The organism is Lacticaseibacillus zhaodongensis (genome assembly GCF_009687905.1).
GTDB lineage: Bacteria > Bacillota > Bacilli > Lactobacillales > Lactobacillaceae > Lacticaseibacillus > Lacticaseibacillus zhaodongensis.
The window spans coordinates 1-18,190 of sequence record NZ_BLBG01000024.1 but is presented as its reverse complement, the minus strand read 5'-3'; the positions used below and the strand labels follow the sequence as shown (position 1 = coordinate 18,190).

Annotated in this window: 16 protein-coding genes and 2 pseudogenes; 4 read left to right on the top strand and 14 right to left on the bottom strand. The window is 51.3% G+C overall.

The features are described 5' to 3' along the window. The first annotated feature begins 7 nt into the window (after positions 1-7). Positions 8-1,114 (top strand): SLC13 family permease, encoded by a 1,107-nt coding sequence (locus tag GN107_RS10410; RefSeq protein WP_155287803.1) that lies wholly within the window; start codon positions 8-10, stop codon positions 1,112-1,114. Positions 1,115-1,503: 389 nt separating this feature from the next. On the opposite strand, the pseudogene GN107_RS11515 reads toward GN107_RS10410, so the two are convergent. The 8 genes and pseudogenes from GN107_RS11515 to GN107_RS10375 form a co-directional block, all read right to left on the bottom strand. Then, positions 1,504-1,902: pseudogene (locus GN107_RS11515) on the bottom strand (C40 family peptidase); the annotation flags it as partial. A 36-nt stretch (positions 1,903-1,938) separates the two neighbouring features. Further along, positions 1,939-2,151 (bottom strand): annotated as a pseudogene (locus GN107_RS11510) (hypothetical protein); the annotation flags it as partial. Between the two features lie 322 nt (positions 2,152-2,473). Then, complete coding sequence (locus GN107_RS10400; RefSeq protein ID WP_155287805.1) at positions 2,474-3,055, bottom strand: nucleoside/nucleotide kinase family protein; 582 nt, start codon at positions 3,053-3,055, stop codon at positions 2,474-2,476. A 256-nt stretch (positions 3,056-3,311) separates the two neighbouring features. Further along, positions 3,312-4,073, bottom strand: coding sequence for a DPBB and LysM peptidoglycan-binding domain-containing protein (locus GN107_RS11475; protein ID WP_155287806.1), 762 nt, complete (start codon positions 4,071-4,073; stop codon positions 3,312-3,314). A 420-nt stretch (positions 4,074-4,493) separates the two neighbouring features. Then, positions 4,494-5,162: a type 1 glutamine amidotransferase gene (locus GN107_RS10390; protein ID WP_155287807.1), complete on the bottom strand. Its 669-nt coding sequence runs from the start codon at positions 5,160-5,162 to the stop codon at positions 4,494-4,496. A gap of 143 nt (positions 5,163-5,305) precedes the next feature. Beyond that, complete coding sequence (locus tag GN107_RS10385; RefSeq protein WP_155287808.1) at positions 5,306-6,493, bottom strand: CHAP domain-containing protein; 1,188 nt, start codon at positions 6,491-6,493, stop codon at positions 5,306-5,308. A gap of 540 nt (positions 6,494-7,033) precedes the next feature. After that, complete coding sequence (gene tyrS, locus GN107_RS10380) at positions 7,034-8,299, bottom strand: tyrosine--tRNA ligase (RefSeq protein WP_155287809.1); 1,266 nt, start codon at positions 8,297-8,299, stop codon at positions 7,034-7,036. 354 nt (positions 8,300-8,653) lie between these two features. Continuing rightward, a complete protein-coding gene (locus GN107_RS10375; RefSeq protein WP_155287810.1) occupies positions 8,654-8,920 on the bottom strand; it encodes a hypothetical protein in 267 nt (88 codons plus the stop codon). 328 nt (positions 8,921-9,248) lie between these two features. Between GN107_RS10375 and GN107_RS10370 the strand changes: the two genes are divergently transcribed. Next, on the top strand, positions 9,249-9,959 hold the full coding sequence (locus GN107_RS10370; protein WP_155287811.1) for an MgtC/SapB family protein: 711 nt from the start codon (positions 9,249-9,251) through the stop codon (positions 9,957-9,959). On the opposite strand, the gene GN107_RS11330 is transcribed toward GN107_RS10370, so the two are convergent. From GN107_RS11330 to GN107_RS10355, 3 genes are all read right to left on the bottom strand, one after another. Next, positions 9,960-10,217, bottom strand: a complete 258-nt coding sequence (locus tag GN107_RS11330) for a Txe/YoeB family addiction module toxin (RefSeq protein WP_196246331.1) — start codon at positions 10,215-10,217, stop codon at positions 9,960-9,962. A gap of 226 nt (positions 10,218-10,443) precedes the next feature. Then, complete coding sequence (locus GN107_RS10360; protein ID WP_155287813.1) at positions 10,444-12,249, bottom strand: sensor domain-containing diguanylate cyclase; 1,806 nt, start codon at positions 12,247-12,249, stop codon at positions 10,444-10,446. A 46-nt stretch (positions 12,250-12,295) separates the two neighbouring features. Next, complete coding sequence (locus tag GN107_RS10355) at positions 12,296-14,071, bottom strand: sensor domain-containing diguanylate cyclase (RefSeq protein ID WP_155287814.1); 1,776 nt, start codon at positions 14,069-14,071, stop codon at positions 12,296-12,298. A 397-nt stretch (positions 14,072-14,468) separates the two neighbouring features. Between GN107_RS10355 and GN107_RS10350 the strand changes: the two genes are divergently transcribed. Then, entirely contained in the window at positions 14,469-15,104 is a 636-nt protein-coding gene (locus tag GN107_RS10350; protein ID WP_155287815.1) for a copper homeostasis protein CutC, read from the top strand. A gap of 507 nt (positions 15,105-15,611) precedes the next feature. Here GN107_RS10350 and ndk read toward each other — a convergent pair. Both ndk and GN107_RS10340 read right to left on the bottom strand, forming a co-directional pair. Then, positions 15,612-16,046, bottom strand: coding sequence for a nucleoside-diphosphate kinase (ndk, locus tag GN107_RS10345; protein WP_155287816.1), 435 nt, complete (start codon positions 16,044-16,046; stop codon positions 15,612-15,614). A 120-nt stretch (positions 16,047-16,166) separates the two neighbouring features. After that, a complete protein-coding gene (locus GN107_RS10340; protein ID WP_155287817.1) occupies positions 16,167-16,595 on the bottom strand; it encodes a nucleoside-diphosphate kinase in 429 nt (142 codons plus the stop codon). A gap of 217 nt (positions 16,596-16,812) precedes the next feature. Here GN107_RS10340 and GN107_RS10335 point away from each other — a divergent pair, with 217 nt between their 5' ends. Further along, positions 16,813-17,157, top strand: a complete 345-nt coding sequence (locus GN107_RS10335; protein ID WP_155287818.1) for a thioredoxin family protein — start codon at positions 16,813-16,815, stop codon at positions 17,155-17,157. Positions 17,158-17,481: 324 nt separating this feature from the next. On the opposite strand, the gene tpx is transcribed toward GN107_RS10335, so the two are convergent. Then, on the bottom strand, positions 17,482-17,991 hold the full coding sequence (gene tpx / locus GN107_RS10330) for a thiol peroxidase (protein WP_155287819.1): 510 nt from the start codon (positions 17,989-17,991) through the stop codon (positions 17,482-17,484). Positions 17,992-18,190 lie beyond the last annotated feature (199 nt).

Genomic DNA, 18,190 nt, shown 5'->3' with positions numbered 1-18,190 from the left:
GTAAATTATGAATGTAATTAAAAGCATTGCCAAGGACCGCGTACTGCAGATCACAACGGCCCTTGTTATCATCAGCATGTTTATTGCCAGACCGCATCTTGCTGATATTAGTTTTTCAACGCTTTGGTCAATTTTGGCCATGATGACCATAATTCAAATTTTCCAATATCTACATATCCTCGACTACTGCGCGTACCGCCTTACGAGCCACGCCAGTAATGCCCGCCAGTTGACGTGGATGTTCTTAGTTCTGGCGGTTGTTGCCGCAATGTTCCTGACGAACGACGTCACCGTCCTGACCCTGATCCCGTTATACCTAAATATCGCTAAAAAGTACCGCCTTCCGGAAGTACTACCAGTCACCCTGATCGGGATGGCGGCTAACTTCGGGAGTGCCTTCACCCCATTCGGGAACACGCATAATATCTTCTTAATGAGCCGCTACCGGATTCCTACCCACGTCTTTTTCCAGTGGTCGATTCCCCTGCTCATTGCCAGCCTGGCGTTACTGCTACTCCTGAGCATGTTCGTTAAGAAAACACCGGTCCCGACCGTCCCCGCAATGAATATTCACATCATGATCCGGCCAACCATCGTCACCGTATTGGTTGCCCTCCTGATTTTTGCCGGGGTTCTCAACTTCATCCCGGCATGGGTTGGCGCCGTGGCAGCCATCATCCTGGCGGTCGCCCTGCAGCCCAAAATTATGGGCGATGTCGATTACGCTATCGTCCTCACCTTTACCGGTTTCTTCATCATTATTTCTGTCTTACAACAAGTTCCGGCGATCTCCAACCTGATTTCCAGTTTCATGAGCACACGTCATTCCGTCTACTTGACCAGCTTACTTTCTTCACAACTGATTTCTAACGTCCCGTCGACCGTGTTGATTGGGAAGTTCACCCATTATGTAGCGGCCCTATTCCTTGGTTCGAATATCGGTGGCTTGGGTACCGTGGTCGGATCGATGTGTAACTTGCTTGTCTACAAGGAATATACCAACTGGGGCAGTAAGAGTCCCAAATCCTTCTTCATCGGTTTCACAACCTTTAACTTCATCGGTTTAGCCATCTTGGCAACAGTGGGCTGGTTGATTATGGACTTTGTCTACTAAGTGAATCCGCATCTTCATTCAGGAAAAGTCGATCAGCTGGCCTTTCCTATTTTTTTTGCAACAATGATGGTTTTGCGCAACGGTGAGGAACACGCTGCTTCGCTCCGGACGGCCCCACAGCGCAATCAGCTGCTATCTGCTCATGATTAGGGCCGTAGACCGTAACTCCTGCACACCTCTGTTAACCCACTCTGTGCAATAGGAGCCCCAATCTGCAGCCGGCGGTTCTTTGCGCAATGGCACTAAGAACCCAAGATTCAAGACCAGCGCAGTTTGAAAACAAATCGGATTAGCACCAAGAATTCGACCGCAAGATGATTAACTGGAACAGACTGTAACAAAAAGGGTCGCCCCAATTAGGAGCGACCCTATAAGTATTAATTTCTAATTTAGAATACGCGGACACCGAAGCTAGGCATGAAGTATGAGCTGAGCTTGGAGTAACGAACGCTCAGACCTGGCTTAGGAGCCTCAATGTACTGGCCGTTGCCGACATAAAGGGCAACGTGGTATGTAGCACCGCGGCTACCCCAGAAGACCAAGTCACCGGCCTTAAGACTGCTGATAGAAACCTTTGTACCAGCTGATTCTTGAGGAACGGTCCAGCCGCCAATTTCCTTGCCGGCAGCCTGTTTGAAGATGTAGTGCATCAGACCAGAGCAGTCAAAAGCGTTAGGACCCTTAGCACCCCATACGTATGGCTTGCCGATTTCCTTCTTGGCAAGGTTGATAACGGCGTTGATCTTGGACTGAGTGGAGGAAACAGCGGGTGCAGCGGGTGCTACGGCCTGGATGTTAACTTCGTCGTCAGAAACCCACTGGTCACCACCAACGTTGTACCATGTCTTACCATCGGAACCCTTAACGGAACTGAAGGTCTTCCAGCTGGAGTTGTTAGGAAGGGTCTTTCCTGTTGAAGCACCGTTTGCGGCTGTGTAAACAGTTGCGGAGTTGGTGTTAACAACAACTGTCTTTGAAGTTGCGGCGGATACGCTGTTCGTGTTGCCGGCGATGCTGCCAGCTGCGATGGCAGCCAAGCCAAGTGCACCTGCGGTAGCGAAACTTGCGATGTTCTTCTTGAAAGTACTATTAGCGTTCTTCAATGGGAAGTCCTCCTGAATTAAATTCTGTGTCGATTTATGTAGCCCTTAATGGCCTTTGCAATTTCTTAACTTACGAGAACTACTATAACCCCCACCAATTACAGGACTGTTACAAACCCACCAAGGAAAGGTTACACTCCAAACACAGAAAATATCAAAATTTCGATAGATGCAGCTTACCAATCCATAATAATAGCCACGTCACAGCTCCAGACGTGGCTATTGCTAGCTATACCAATTTTGAAAACGATTAATTTCAGTGTAACTTATCCGGAGCCAGAATCCCTAACTGAGCAATGAAATGATCCACCGCAACGCGGGCTGCGGCCCAATTATCGTTCATAATTACGGTGGCACAACCCTTGATTGCAGCCGGAATCGCTAAATCGCGAGCGTATTCCTTACTGTGAATCCGCGCTTCGACGCGCTCCACGGCATCCCCACGGTCGAGCAGCCGCTGCCGCAAGACCGCTGGATCATCAATTGTCAGAAACATTACCGCAACGGCCGCCCCCAATTGATCCGCATAGGTAACTGCCCCCGCGGTATCGAGCACGATACTCGCAATGTCACTTTTGGCCCACGCCCGGTCTAACCCTTCGTGAGAGGAGCCATACTCATAGCCGGAATACTGAACATGTTCAAGAAAATGGTTTTGGGGAAAGCTATCTGGCGTTTCAAAGTAATAATCAACTCCATCACGCTCACCGTCACGTTTAGGCCGCGTCGTGTGCGTGATGACCCGCGGAATGCCATATTCGTCAGCAAGGTAGTGTTGGACGGTGGTTTTACCTGTTCCGGTAGCGCCGGTTATCACAATGATTCGCTTATTACCCATGTTTTCTCGAGCTCCTTTTTTGCGTATACGGAAATAATACAAGACATTGCCAAGTAGCGCTAGTCTCACCGATGGAATTCAGCTGATTACTGATTTTGCACCCACAAATTGGTGGTGAATGTGTAAATTGTAGCACGGATAAGTGTTTATTTTGTTCCGGCTGCGTTTCAAAATGGCAAAAAAAAGCACCCGATCCCGTTCAGATCAGGTGCGCATGCATTCAGCTAGTGATTAATGCTACTAATTAGTTGCTAACTTAATTGATGACCTCAACAGTTGCTGACATCACGCCTGCTGATGGGATCTGACTGATAGGCATCGCAACATCGAGCTGACGCGGGTTGGCAGCGGCAAAACTACCGGTGTCGTTGACGGTACGGTACCAAACCGTACCGTTGCTCAATGTGATCTTCAGGCGCGTGCCCTTAGGAAAGACTGAGAGGTTAGCCGCAACGCCGCTGTAGCCCATGTTTGAACCCAGGACGGCTGGATCGTAGAAGCTCAGCTTAAAAGTCCCATGGCTGGTGCTGCTAGTTGAACTCGTAGCAGCCGCTGTGTTACTCGTAGTCGTTGCGGCCTGGGTGCCAGATTGCTGGCTGCTGGTATTGGACTGGTTAACACTGTAAGTCTTCTGCTGCTGGGTCTGTGCAGACTGTACCGTGACCTGCGTGTTCGCGCCGGTGCCACTGACGGTCAGCTTGTTACCAGCGATAATCAGACTATCTTCATTCATGTTGTTCAGCTTGGCCAGTTCCGCGGAGCTGACGTTAACGTGATTTTCCTGCAGGGCCGCGGCGATGTTGCCGAGTGTGTCGCCCCACTTGATCTGGTAGCTTGCAGAAGTGCCAGCGGTCTGAATCTGACTAGAGATTTCAGAAACGGTGCGGGCCTGCCAGTTAGTCGCAGCGGATACCTTGCTGCCCCCCATTAAGAAGATGCTTGCTGCCATGGCGATTGCTGCTAATCCGCCCATAATTCCGTGTTTACCAGTTACTGCTAGTGTCTTTGTGTTAATCATTAATAGAAGTCCTCCTCGAATATCGACGCGGTCTTTACTATTAGTAGTTGTCCAGGTACGCGCGGTTAAAGTCGTGCGCCTGCTGAACCAGTGAAACGGAATGGAGCCGCATTTCTTCGCATCCCGTTTCTCAACGCTTACTATCCTAACGTCTGGCAATTACGAGGCGGTTACTGGCAAAATATGCTCAGATTACGAAAAAGCAGGCTTAGTAACATTTCTCGGGATGTGACAATTGCCTCACAATAATGCAAGTAGATTAAATGCGGGCCGCTTACAAGCACTAATATTACGAAAAGTGCGATTTACCATCGTTTTGTTGACTCAATCAGGTCTGATATGTCTGGTAATTACCACGTTTGAACATAAAAGACCACCATTTTGCATTCAAAACAAGCAAAATAGTGGCTTTAGAAAAGCTTAATTTTCGGTGATGTAATCGAAAAGCTTGAAAGTGACCCGTTTATTTTCCTCCGGCACCGATTCAGCGATAATTTCTGCCGCTGATTGTCCTAACACTGACCCGGCTGTGTAGGCAAAATCGTTCACCGCCATCTCGCGGACGTTGTTTGGAGTGGCCTCAATGTGAAATTGTAGCCCAAGCACATGCTTACTGTAGACAAAGCCCTGGTTGTTGACCGCGGCACTGGAAAACAGTAACTCCGCGTCCGTGGGAATCTGGAACATTTCTTCGTGCCAATGCAAGACTTGGAGCCGCTCCGGGAGCCCGGGAATGATATCACTCTGCAGCGTCACGGGCGCCCAACCAACTTCTTTAGCTGGTGCCTTTGTGACTGGGTAACCCAATAACTTGGTAATTTGCTGCGCACCGAAGCACGCTCCAAATATCGGTTTGCCCGCAGCAAGCAGCTCGGCAATCAGCTTGCGTTCCGCCGCAATCCACGGCAAGTCATCGTTGGGACTCATCGGGCCACCCAACAGCACCAGCATGTCGGTCACAGCAGCGGTCGGCAATGCCCCGAACTCAGCGGGATGGTAAATGTAGACCTCATCCTTCCGCGCCGCCGCCCAGTTCAAAATGTAGCCGGGACCTTCGTCTGTGGCGTGTTGCAAGATATTAATGCGCATAGCTTCTCCTTCACTAAATGGAACTAGCAATTTGCTGAATGCCAGTCCCAATGGCTAATTTTGTTAACGTTAGTCTAGCATAACAAATTAAAAAGCGGGCACCCACCTACGTGGATACCCGTTCAGTTGATTACATATTTAGTTTAGTTCTTAGGGTGAATGTAAGTGAACGCTGAGGCGCCACTAATGGTCTGGGTGTTAGGGCCAGCAGGATTGCTGAAGCCCATCCCGCCTTGGGAAATGGTGATGGTGTTGCCAGAAACTGATTCAACGTACGCTACGTGGCCGTAACTGCCATCAGCGGTCCAGCCACCAACGTTCTGACCAGGTGCAAAACTGACGAGCGCGCCGGCTGCAGGTGTGTGGTCAACCTGGAAGCCTTGCGCTGCGGCAGATGCGCCCCACTGGCCACCGTTGCCCCAGCCGTTACCAGCCCAACCGGACCGCTGCTTGGCGTACCAAGTGCACTGGCCCCATGGGTAGGTGTTACCACTGGCACTGTAACTGCCGGAAGCGGCACTGCTAGCTGCGGCCACCGTTGTAACGCTAGTCGCTGAACCATCAGCCTTAGCTGCCTTGGCCGCCGCTGCTTTATCTGCAGCTGCCTTAGCAGCAGCTGTTTTGGCAGCCGTCGCCTTGTCGAACTGATTCTGCAGGCTTGCAAGCAGGGTCTTGTTGTCCTTCAGGGTCTTGGCAAGTGCACTTTCCTGCTTCTGCGCGTCCGCCTTCAAGCTCACCAGATCAGCCTTATCGGTAACCAGGCTCTGCTTGTTGGCCTCGAGTTCTTTAGCTTTGGCCTCTTGTTCGCTCTGGAGGCTATCCAGCTTGCTCTTGGCATTTTGTACAGCGTCAAGCGCGTCCTTGTTGGCTTGGTTCAACTTGTTGACAGTCACGCCTCGAGAAACAAGGTCGGAGAGGTTCTTAGAGTTCAAAATGAAGTCAGCGTAAACATTCCCGGTGACGGAATCACCGGTTTCCTTTTGTAAGGAAACGAGCTGCTTAGCCATGATGTCCTTCCGCGCAGTGATTTCCTTCTTCTGCGCGGTGATTTGTGTGTCCAACTTAGCAATCTGGGCCTTAGCAGCACTGATATCCTTGTTGGCCTTGCTGATGGCGGCATCTTTGTCGCTCACCTGCCGGTTCAGATCGATGACCTTGGCGTTAGCCTTTTCGATGCTAGCCACAATCTTGGCTGACTTACTCTTGTTAGCAGTAATGGCTGACTGCGCGTCACTGACAGAATCAGCAGAAACTGTCATCAAACTACCGGCAACGTTACTTGCAACCGTTAAGGCAGCAATGGCTGTAACCATTAACTTAGCTGTCTTCAAATTTAATCCACCCCATATCGTAATAATCACTGTCTAACAGCCTACCACTCAAACGTTACAGTGTAGTTACGGTGAAGTTACCTTATGGTCGCAATCACCGTTTTAGCGGTCTTTTTTAGCTATTTTTCCGCGATTCGTTGCACATCCTTAGTAAAATCGGCGCTGAATCTTCACACACCCCCGTTAATCTATTAAGCATAGACAAGCGCAAGGCATTAGAGCACCGCGGCGGATTGAAGATCGCCGTGGTCGCCGTACCTACCGCTTCGCCTGTAAACCAAGCCCAAAGTTGAAGTTAAAGCGGGAACATAAGTAAATTCCGCACAAGTGATAGTTTGCAAAATGCGAACATAGCAAAGGGTCCACTAGCCGGGATGGCTGGTGGACCCTTTGTTGTTCGTAAGGTTGTTGGCTACGGTGCTGAACTGAGCTCCGCGGGGCAGAAGCCTGCGCTTTGCACACTCCGGAAGCAATGCCAAAGCCCAGGCATTCCTCCCGGAGTACACAAATGCTCAGCTTCTAACCGCCCCGCTGCGCATCTTACTTGATCCGTACCAAGAAGTACTTCTTCTTACCGCGGCGGACGATGACGAACTTGCCGTCGAAGTGACTACTTGGGTCGACCACGTAGTCAACATCGCGGACCCGTTCACCGTTAACGGAGATGGCACCATTTGTGATGTCTTCACGCGCCTGACGCCGGGACTTTTCAATCGTCGTCGTGGCGGTCAGGAACTCGACTAGGTCGTGCTGCTCGTTTGTCGCGTCAAAGCTTGGGACACCGGCAAAGCCCTGTTCGATTTCACTAACGCTCAGGTCGGCAACGTCCCCGGAGAACAATGCAGCGGAGATTGCCTCTGCTTCGACAACGGCCTGCTTGCCGTGCACGAATTCGGTGACTTCTTCAGCCAACTTGCGCTGGGCGGCCCGCTTTTGTGGCTGGTCCTTCGTCTGCTGGACAAGGTCGGCGATTTCTTCCTTGCTCAGGAAGGTGAAGAACTTCAGGAACTTCTCCACGTCGGCGTCGTCCTGGTTGAACCAGAACTGGTAGAACTCGTAAGGACTGGTCTTCTCCGGGTCAAGCCAAACGGCACCGCCAGCGGACTTGCCGAACTTCGTGCCATCGCTCTTGAGCATAAGTGGATTGGTCAGGCCGAACACCTTCGCATCTTGGCCTTCAAGCCGGTGGATGAGGTCGATCCCAGCGGTGATGTTACCCCACTGGTCAGCGCCACCGATTTGCAGCTGAACATCGTGCTCGCGGTACAAGGTCAAAAAGTCGACGGACTGCAAAATCTGATAGGTGAATTCAGTGTAACTGATTCCCGCTTCGAGGCGGCTGGCAACAACTTCCTTGTTCAACATGTTGTTAACGGAGAAAAGCTTCCCGTAATCGCGCAGGAAACCAAGCAGGGACATTTTGCTCAGCCAGTCATAGTTGTTGACGATTGTGAAATTGTCCGTACCGAAAAGCTTCTCCATCTGGGCGGTCAGCTTCTTTTCGTTGGCGTGGATAACGTCCATCGTCTGCAAGACTCGTTCACTGTTGCGGCCGGATGGATCCCCGATGGAACCGGTCCCCCCACCAATAACAATGACGGGGTGGTGCCCCATCAGTTGGAACCGCTTGAGGATCATGAAGGGGATGAGGTGCCCAACGTGCAGTGAGTCCCCAGTTGGGTCGGTCCCACAATACAAGCTGATTTTCTTCTCGCTCGTGACCTTGCGCAAGCCCTCTTCATCCGTCATCTGGTTCAAAGCCCCGCGCCAGTCAAGCTCATCAATAATGTTATCTGCGTCTGCCATAATTTCCTCCAATTAATTTTTGACCAACAAAAAAGTCCCCAAACGTATCTCTACGCTTGGGGACGAACGTGTCGCGGTACCACCCACAATTTCGTGGCCGCAGCCACCTTTGATCAGGGATAAGGGTCTGCACCCCAAAGCCGCACATCACGTTGTAATTCACCCCTGCGTCCGCGCCGGTTTGCAGCACCCACCGGCTCTCTCGTGTCGAAACGCAGCGGCTACTATCCGCTGGCCTTACATATTGCTTTGAGTTTAGCACGTGCAATTGGCATCGTCAAAAATAATCTAGATACGGGCCGGTTGCCTACTATCTGCAAATTTCAACTTTACTTTAATTGCCGAGCTTGCACATTAAAGACGGGCGAGCAGCTTGCCGATCCAGTGCGGGCTGTCAGCCATGATGTCTTCACGCTGCAACTCCCGTTCGAAGCGCTGCTCGGCCTTTTGCCAAGCAGGGTATTCGGACGCGGTCAAATGCCGCCGCATGCGCACACGGGCGTTAGCACTTTGCCGAATGTCAATGACTTCCCAGCCGCAACGCTTATATGCTTCAAGCCGTTTTGTGGCCTGTGGATTATCCATGATCAGATCACGGTATTCATAATTACTTTCGACCATCGCGCCTCGCCCCTTTTGTATTAGTTGTTATTATTCTATGACTATAGGGTATACCGAAACATCGGTCAAAAGTGGTAGATTTGGTTTCATTATTACGACAAAAACGTTACTTTTTGTATACTTACTTGTAGCATTCCGATTTGGACCTGCGTGGCCGGCAAAATGGCCCTGCGGTGTCAAAATCAATAAAGTCTGTTATCTAATTTTGACGGTTTTGGCTGAATTAATTGTGCAAGTGCTATTGAGCCTTGCTACTATATATCTAGACAACTAAGATATGTTTAATGCGTCCACAAGTTCCAATTCACTATTGAAAGGGGGATGCCATTTGTTTGCCGTCAGCACTAACGATCTATTGATTCGCCTCGGCCTAGCAACACTCATGGCCGGAATCATCGGTTATAACCGGGAACAGCACAGTCACCCGGCCGGCATGCGGACCCACATTCTGGTCTGTCTGGGAGCCTGCATCATCGCAATGATTCAGCAGCAGATTGCCGCCCAAACCATTGCCTTTGCCTCCACCCACCACGAAATCTATGAGGTCATCCGAGCCGATCCCGCACGACTGATTGCGCAAGTCGTCAGCGGCATTGGGTTCTTGGGCGCCGGGACGATTATCGTCACCCGGCACAACATCTCCGGACTGACCACCGCCGCGTCTCTGTGGGCAACCGCGGGTGTGGGCCTGGCCATTGGGATGGGCTACTACGAAATCGGGATTGCCGGTGCCCTTTGCGTCCTGATCGTCTTGACCGTGCTGAAGCGCGCCATCAAGATCACCCCAATTCGTAAATTTGAGGTGAAATACATCGACCGCGTCACTACCCAAGCATTCATCAAAACCTACTTCCGTGAACACAAGATCAACGTTGTGGGGGTGGCCTTCAGCACTGAAAAAACGGGTGCCGACAATGGCGAACCGCTATATAAAAACATCTACCGCATCGAAATGCCGCGGCAGATGAATTACGCAGAGCTGGTTGATGACATTTCGCAAAACGACAACATCCGCACCGCGCGCATGATTACCTTGTAGTCACTCGTAGTGCGACCGCACGGCGAGCACATGCACCAAGCGCCGCTCCTTGTCGACTTTGTACACAACGCGGTGCTGCACATTAACTCTCCGCGAATATAGATCAACATCCTCCGCCAACTTCTCGTAACGCGGTGGCGCTTGGAACGGGTTCTCAGCCAAAATGGCGATGACCCGTTCTATTTTTTTACGCACGCTCATCTGACTCTCCCGCCGCAGGTCCCGGTCGGCAGTCTTGCTGATGTTCACTGTATACATTGTCTGCGCCTCCTTATATCTAAAGAGTTCGCAAGCAACATAATACTTACTTTGAAGGTTCAAAATTTTTTCTGCTGCCGGGATTTGGACGTAACAAAATGGTCGCACCCTCTTCGAAAACAATCGGATGCGACCTTTCACGTAATATGTTCCACTTAGTAGCATGCCAAACTAGCAGAAGGAAATGTGCCCCAGCAAGGCAGCTAAGCGTCTGCTCCCCACAAAACTAGTTGAACTGCGGCATCACCGGACGGCCATAATAGAATCCCTGCAGCCGCGTAACTCCCGTCGTAATTGCAATCTGTTCGTCTGCAGCATTCTCGACACCTTCCAGCGTGAACAGCTTATCGTGCTCCCGCGCCAATGCGTACCAGAACTTCACACTGGCCAGAACCTGTTTGTCCGTGTACTGCCGTGCAATCAGCCGCAGCGTCATTTTGATGCAGTCGACATCGTCAATGACTTCGCGAACGGCCAGCCACTTGTTGGCATCCCCCACGTCATCGATGGCAACGTCAACACCACCCGCATGGTACATTTTGCACATTTGCTTGGTGACATCAGCCGTGGGTAAGCGGGTCACCTCAACGGTCAGCTTCACCAAATGCGGGTTCGTGTGTGCGAAGTTGATCATTGCTTCCGCCACCTGTTCGCTGGCGAACTGTTCGCGGGTCAAGTTGATACTAATGGAATGGACACTGACTTGCGCAAGTACCCGTGTCATCAGGTCGATTTGGGTGGCGCTGGAAACGTCAAAATGTTCGGGAAGTAGCCACTCCTGTCTTTGCACGTCATACATCCGCAGTAGTAACTCGTTACGCAGAACGTGTTTATCGTTAATGTCAATGATCGGTTGGGTGAAGAAACTGTAGGTCACACCACCAACGGGGCGTTCGTTGACCCGGAGCGTCTTACCGTCAATGGTGATGGTATCGCGTCCGGACCGCTTAGATTGGTACAGGTTATCATCGGCACGCTTATAGAGCACGCTCGCATCATCGTCAGTGTCCTCAATACCAGCAACCCCCAGGGAGATGGTGACTCCGACTTGGTGCTTTTCGTAGCTGAACTTGGCCTGGCGCACCCCGCGCCAGCAACTTTCAACGATGGGCTGGACCTCTGCAGGAGTCCGGCCGAGAAAGATAATATTGAATTCTTCGCCACCGGTCCGGTAGATTTGGTGCCCACCACCGCCAACTGAATCGCGCAAAATTTTGTCTAGCAGCGTCGCGACACCGATGAGCACCGCATTGCCGGCGAGGTGGCCATAACGGTCATTGATCGACTTGAAGTGGTCAATGTCCAGCATCACCATCGTCAGGGGCAAGTGCTCAGCCCGGGCCCGCGCAAACAGCTGATCCGCATCACTGCGGAACAGGGCAAAACTCTTCGCATTAGTTAAAGCGTCAAAATTGGCGCGCGTTTCCAGCTTCTGACTCCGCAAATCTTGCTGATGAATGCCACTCCAATAAATGAAGACCATCAAGTTCATGATCAAGAACGTGACGATTGGCCCAAACTCAGCCCCCAGCGGCATGCGGGCGAGCGGACTCCAAAAGGTGTAAGCCAGAAAGAACGCCAGCATTGTGTTGGCCCACCACTGATAATGAACTTGTTCCTGCCAGTACCGAATTGCAAAGAATGACAGCAGTACCAGTCCACCGCAAAGCCATACGTACCAACTGTAAAACTGGTGCTGCCAAACCCAGAAGGTGGCGTAGGCCCCAGCCCGGATCCAAAACTCACCGCGCCCGATTTCTTCATCTAGCAGCGGGTACGCCAGCGCGAACAATTCCAGATTAACGTAGAGTTGCCAGTTAATTGGATCTGCATACGCCGCGAGCTCGAGAATCAAGGCCAACATAATCGGGCCGGCCGTCAACATTGCGCGCGCATGGTGGTGCAAGCGCACATCTTTATCCAGGTTACCGCGAAAGGCGTAGGTCCAGTCGCGATTGTATGCGACCACCATTCCAGCTATAGCGGTGGTTGATATGAACAGATGAATGTACCAAAGACCCCAATTAAGCATTAATCTTTCCCCAATTTATTGCGTCTGCATGTATCTTCCCGCAGCACTAGCGTAAGTATGGCAGTGCCGGCCGTGAATAGTAATAGCCTTCACCGAGTGTGATTCCCAAACTCAAGCCCTTCTCAGCATCCGCGGCGCTCTCGACCCCTTCTAGCACAAAGTTAACGCCGTACTGCTTGGCTTCCTGCTGCCAGGAGACGACCCGTTTGTGCAACGCGGTGCCCTCACTGTCGCGCCGGGCATTTTGCAACACGAACTTGACCCCATCAACGAATGGCAGGTACGGCCGGGCCGTTGCGAAAGATTGCTCCGACTCAATATCGTCAATGTAAAGCTGAATGCCTGCATTATGGTACAACTCGCTGTAGCGCTCCATTAAAGCAAGTGGCGGCAGGTCCGTCAGCTCGACAACTAAGGGGGCGGACATTTCATTCTGGTGTGCGAAGCTGATCAGGCTATTAGCCATGCGCAGATTCGTGAACTGATCCTGCCGCAAGTTAACACTCATCGCTGGCACCTCTAGCTGGCCCAACGTCCGCCGCAACAAATCAATCTGCGTCGCCGGCGAAATATCGAAGTTATCCGGCAGCCGCCACTGGTTCATCGTTTCGTCGAAGGTCCGCAGCAGCAGTTCGTTGCGCACCGTCACCCCTGTTTGCATGTCAACGATTGCTTGCGTGTAGTAGGAATAAGTAAACATGGCGATTTGCCGGTCGCCAAGCTGCTCCGTCACCCCATCGACGGTGATCGTATCGCGACCGTGGCGTTTGGACATGTACAAGTTGTTATCGGCACGCTTAAAGGTCTCTTCGTAGCCCTCACCAGGCCGCAGCGCGGTAACGCCAACAGAAATTGTCACCTGAATGTGCTGCCCACCAACGACAAAATCATGTTCCCGCACTTGGCGCCAGCAATCTTCAACAATGGCAATCACATCCTGTGGTTTAGCATCTTGAAAGACGATGTTGAATTCCTCGCCACCGGTCCGATAAATCTGGTGCATCCCCGCGTGCTGCGCAAGCACATCGTCCAGTAAACTGGACACACCCACGAGCACATCATTACCACTCGGATGACCGTATTCATCGTTAACACTTTTGAAATGGTCGATATCCAGCATGACCATCGTCAGTGCAGTCTGCCGTTCTTGTGCATCGGTCACCATCGCCGCGACATCATCGTGGAAACGCGAGTAGGTTTTGACCTGCGTCAAAGAATCAATATCTGCGCGCTGCCTCAGCATCCGCATCCGGTTGTCCCGATTGCGCATACTGTGCCAGTGGATGAACACATACGTGGCCATGGCGAGATAAGTCACCATTATTGCCAGCCTGTTTGCAAGTGCCACGTGGGTTTGCGGTAGCCAAAACACACAGGCAAGCATAATCAAAATTAAGCCCACGAGTAGGTAGCTGTCGTTCAGCCATCCGCGCCGCCACCGCGTGACAACGGAGGCTAACAAAATCGTCACGCCATTAAGCACCAACAGCGGCAAACTTACCGCACCGCCTAAAAAGCTGAGGAATAGGAATACATAAACAACACCCACTCGCACCACATAGGAAAACAAATCGAGATTATCATCCATTACCTGAATACAAACAAACACTAGCTGCAGATTGCGGTAGAAGACGTCGTTCATTGGATCTATGTACATTGCGTAACTCAACGTAAACAGAACCACCAGTGCCCATAGCGGAATGATGACCCGAACAGCACTGCGCACGCCACCACTAACTTTTTGTGTGGTGCCATACGCCATTTCCCACAGCACACCGTGAACGGCAGTGTATCCCATCACAATGATGAGTGATAAAAACAAATGCACCACCCATATTTGCCAGTTAAAGAATTCCACCAGCCTAATCCCCCAAATGCTTCGATTCCAATAGTCAGCCCCGGCGTTCCCAACCTGTGGGCGCAAAAAATCACCCGAAGCCTTGAACCAGTCGCTGACTATCTACTTTTTTGTTATTAACGTTCTAATAATCCTTCATCATTTTAGCATAGATACCGGGTAAATCCGCGGCTTACCGGGCGCTTGCCACCAGTGTGCCATAAGTAAACGCACCCAAGAACTTTCTGATCAATGTTAATCCCCCGCCACGGGACATGGATATCGTTGCCAATTCATTTTGCACTGGGCCCGGATTAATTTGATTGCTGCCAGCTAAATTACAGAAAACATGGTAAACTTAACGCCAAGGGGGACTGAAACCGTGTACAGAGAAATTGCAGTTGAGAACTTTACAAATATCCCGGCGGCCATCGCTGCTGGTGCTGATCGGGTTGAGTTGAACGACAACCTTGCCGTGGGTGGCACCACGGTTTCTCGCGGTGTGATGGCATGCAGCGCCAAGTACACCAAGGAACACAACATTCCACTCGTCGCCATGATTCGGCCCCGCAGTGGCAACTTCGTTTACAACGAAATGGAAATTAACATGATGCTCGAGGACATCCGTAGTGCGGCCGCACTGGGCGTTCCCGCCGTTGCTTTTGGCGCGCTGACAGCGGAAGGCAAGCTGGACGAAGCAACGATGAGCAGACTGATTGCTGCCAGCGCAGGCATGGACGTTGTTTGCCACATGGCTTTTGACGTGATCAACGATGAGGAGCAATCCGCAGCTGTCGACTGGCTTGCCGACCACGGGGTCAAGCGCATCCTGACCCACGGCGGCATTATCGGTACGCCAATCACGGCCAACTTGCTGCACCTAAAGGAAATCATCCGCTGCGCAGCGGGCCGCATCGAGATTCTCCCCGGCGGCGGTATCAACAGTCGTAACGCAGAAATCATCACCTCCGCACTTGGCGTGCATGAGGTGCATGGAAGTAGGATTGTAGATTATTAACAGAGCGGAGCCACCCGGGTTGCTACTGAGCATCAAGGTGATTTAGGTTTTGGCGAGTGGTCTTCTCGTCAAGGCCTAAATCATTTTGAGCGGAAGGAGCAGGGTGGCGCAGCTCGACTATGAAACAGAGCGGAGCGAGGCGCTTAGAAGCTGAGGACTAACAAATTTTTGAAATGATGCCTGGGTTTGGCATTATTTCAAAAATAGGTTAGCCGCAAGCTTCTGCCTCGCGCAGCTCGACTCAGAAACAGAGCGAAACGGGGCGCTCGGAAGCTGAGCATTAACGTACTTCAGACCAAATGCTAGGGCTTAGGCATTTGGTCTGAAGTGTGTTAAGCGCAAGCTTCTGCCCCGCACAGCTCGACTCGGCACCGTAAGTTAGAACGGTCTTTTGAACTTAATCTTTCGAACCTGGTCTTTAGGTCTTTACCTCAATACATCAAACAAGCGCCCCGCTGCAAACCCAGCGAGGCGCTTTTCAATTTCTTCTTCACTTACGAACCAACACTACTCGCTAACGCCCTCAGGGAACCAGATGCTAATTTCCCGTTCGGCACTTTCAACGCCATCTGAGCTGTGGACGACATTGCGGACAATCCCATCGTCCCAATCCCGGCCGAAATCGCCGCGGATGGTGCCGCAGTCCGCGTCACCAGGGTTGGTCTTACCAGCCATTTTGTGAAAGACATTAATAATGTTCGCACCACTAGCGACAATTGCCACGATTGGGCCCTCTAACATGTAGTCCTCGATTTCGTGGTAAAACGGCTTGGCAACCAGCTTGGCATAATGCTGCTGCAGCTGGTCTTTAGTTGCGTGCACTACCTTCAATGCATCAATACTGTAACGCCGACGTTCAAGGCGCGTGATAATCTCGCCAATGTGGCCATACTCGACCCCATCTGGCTTTACCAGAATCAGCGTCCGTTCCTCATTGTTCATTAGCAGAACCTCCGTTTCGTGTCCGTTACGGGCCAATTATACCGCCCTGACCGCCAGAATCGAAGCCGCTCCACGTAAAAATGCCGCGAAAGTCCGCGGCATTTTTCAACATTCATCGCATTAATCTTTTAGTTCTGGGAACCAAATCGGGATTTCACGTTCGGCGCTGGCGACGCTGTCTGAGCTGTGCACAACGTTACGAATAGGACCAGGGCCCCAACTGCGGCCGTAATCACCACGGATAGTGCCGATTGCGGCCTCACTAGGCTCAGTGGCGCCAACCATCTTGTGGAAAACGTTAACGATATCGGTGCCACTGGCAACCATCGCCACGATCGGTGTCTCCTGCATAAACTTTTGAATGCCCGGATAGTAAGGCTTATCCACAAGTGCGTGGTAGTGTTCCTGCAGTTGGGCATCGGTAGCCTGGACGACCTTCAGTGCCGTGATCTTGTAGCGGCGTCGTTCCAAGCGACTAATGACATCCCCGATGTGACCACTAGCGACCCCATCCGGTTTAACCAAAATCAAAGTTCGTTCTTCGCTCACCATTACGCCTCCAAATTTTACAATCAATCAAAAACCATAAAGTTCATTATATGGAGCATTGGCAAAAGACGCAAGCACAGAACTGCTTACTATTTGTTTGCAAAATCCAAAAAATCTGCCATAATGAATTGTGACCAGAGACATTATCCAGTCACTGGTCAAGACAAGCGGTTCCCTAGGCTTTTATGCCGGAACCCACAGAAGGAGAGCATGCAATATGCAATTGTACAAACCAACAGTCGTCTCAGATGATGAAGTAAACGCAGTTATCAACAAACCAGGTAAGCAACTCATGTTTTTAACCGCCGACTGGTGCGGCGATTGCAAGGCCATCAAGCCTTTCGTTGAGGAAATCAAGGAACTCGCTACTAGCGAAGGTGCTGGCTGGGTCGATGCTGACCGTGATGCCAACATCGAAGTAGCCAAGGCTCAGGGTCTGCGCGGCATCCCCGCCTTCGTCCTGTTCGAAGATGGTAAGCAGGTCGACCACATCGGTAACGGCGAGCGCCTCAGTCCAAAGCAAGTCAAGGACTGGGTCAAGGACCACGTGCTCGCAGCTTAAACCCAACATTTAATCCACAAGTAAGCTTAACCGCCACTCAGCAAAATATTGAGTGGCGGTTTTTTGTGCCCCACGTCGCCAAACTTATGCACCAAAATGCTAAATAAGGGTGGATATCCCCCACTCGCGGTGCATAGCTACCGGTAAATGTGGATAACTTTAGCAAAAAACGCGTATTTTGGGGCTTTGCTTCTTACCCAGCTGTGGACAACTTGTTGACAGGCTGTGGTTAAGCAGTGAATAAGTTGCCAATGTGCCCTCCGCGCTCCAACAAAAAACGGGCGGTCAATGACCACCCGCTCCACATTAACTGTTTAATCCCACTTATTCAGCAGCGTTGTGCTGGTGTGCCTCAAGGTAAGCCAGTGCTGAATTGTAGTCGGGTTCGTCGGACTCTTCCTGAACGAGCTCCCGGTAAGCCACCTTGCCGTCTGGAGTGATGATCCAGACACTGCGGGCATCCGTACCGTTATCAGCGAGGTACAGGCCAAACGCGGTCCCAAAGTCGTGCTTGGCGTCGGACAAAAGTTGCATGCTCTTGACGCCTTCAGCTGCGCACCAAGATTCCTGTTCAGCGTTAGTGTTCGTGGAGACAGTCAAGAACTGAACATCCTTGAACTGGTCAACTGACTGGTTAAAACGCTTGGTTGAGATGCTGCAAACCCGTGTGTTGATGTTTGGCACAACACTGATCAGCGTGTACTCACCGTGCAGCTGTTCCTGCGTGAACGTGCTACCGTCCGCCTTTTGCAGGGAAAATGCTGGTACCTCATGTCCCAATTGCAAAGCAACGCCGTTTGTCTGGGCTGCTTCGCCGTGACGTGTGATTTCCATAATTCTACCTCCACTTTTTTATAGTCTGCTTGCTTCTTTATCTACCCTCAGTCTACCATACCGTGCATATTTTACACGTGCGGCTTGGCCAGAAGCGGCGCGCAAGGGCAAAATTTTGGCAAAAAGGGGTTGTGACATAACCCCACGTTAAGTAGGCGCCATGGAGGAAATCTTCGGATTTCCTTCATGGCGCCCTTTC